The organism is Empedobacter sp. GD03865 (assembly GCF_029840775.1).
Classification (GTDB): domain Bacteria; phylum Bacteroidota; class Bacteroidia; order Flavobacteriales; family Weeksellaceae; genus Empedobacter; species Empedobacter falsenii_B.
On record NZ_JAOCDF010000072.1, the window covers coordinates 1 to 1,224 of the forward strand.

Sequence of the window (1,224 nt, forward strand, 5' to 3'; positions counted from 1 at the left end):
TTATTTTATATTGTTTTCTATCGGCTTTTATAAATAAAAAATTATCATCATTCTCTTCAACAGTATTTTCTTCAACCTTTTTATTAGAAAGGAAATTATAAAAAAACGTCGCCTTATTTATTGCTTTTTCTAAACGCTTTTTATCAATTGGCTTTAACAAATAATCGATAGCATCTAATTCATAACTATCTATTGCGTATCTTGAATAAGCGGTTGTAAAAATTATTAAAGTATTTCTAGGTACACTTTGCGCAAACTCTATCCCATTAATTAATGGCATTTCTATGTCAAGAAATATAACATCTGGTTGTGTTGTACTTAAAAATTTTGAAGCTAAAGCTGCATTCGGAAACTTACCTAGAATTTCTAATTCAGAAACTTCGTTTATTAATAACTCCATTTCTTCTCTTGCCAAAGGCTCATCATCAATTATAATACAATTCATATTGGAATTATTAAGTTAACAACATATTCATCTTTTGTAGATTCTATATTTAAAGTATACATTTTTCCGTACAAAAGTTCTAATCTTCTTGTAATATTTGGAAGCCCTAAACCTTTAAATTTATTATTAGGAATGATGTAATTAGGATCTAAAGAATTTAAACAAACAAAGTGTAAATGATTATCAATAATCGAAACTTTTACCTTTATATAAGTTGCTTCTCCATTTAAATTAACACTATGCTTTATAGCATTTTCTACAAATGTTGTAAATAAATTGGGCGGAATGTAAGTAGAATTTAATTCGCTTTTATTCGCTTCAGTCTCTATAACTACATTTAAATTTTCTTGACGAATTTTCTCTAAATCTAAAAAATTAGCTAAAAATTTCAACTCTGAAGAAACAGGTGTTTTTTCTTCATTATTTTCATATAATTGATATCTTAAAAAATCTGAAAGTTTCATAATAACATCTGTCGCTATTTCAGGATCTTTTCTGATTAATGCTTTTACATTATTCAACATATTGAATAAAAAATGTGGGTTGATTTGATTTTTTAATTCATTTATCTCCATTGAAAATGTCAAATTTTTCAGTTCAGATATTTGTCTATTATCTTCAATCCATTTCTGAAAAAGTTTTAAGGTAGTTGTCATCATAATAATTGGCACAACAACTATAAGCCCTTCATAACTTCTCCTTATGTTTTCACCAAAATGTCTAGGATTAGCTATTCTATATTTTTCAAAAAACATATCTAATGATTGACCAATAATATT

At 25.9% G+C, this 1,224-nt stretch carries 2 protein-coding genes; both read right to left on the minus strand.

Annotation, left to right across the window (positions count from 1 at the left end):
• Positions 1-445, minus strand: a 445-nt coding sequence (locus N5D46_RS14655; protein ID WP_280050440.1) for a response regulator, incomplete at its 3' end; no start/stop codon positions are given.
• The coding region (locus N5D46_RS14660; RefSeq protein ID WP_280050441.1) for a histidine kinase at positions 442-1,224 on the minus strand (783 nt) is incomplete at its 5' end. The genes N5D46_RS14655 and N5D46_RS14660, both read right to left, overlap by 4 nt.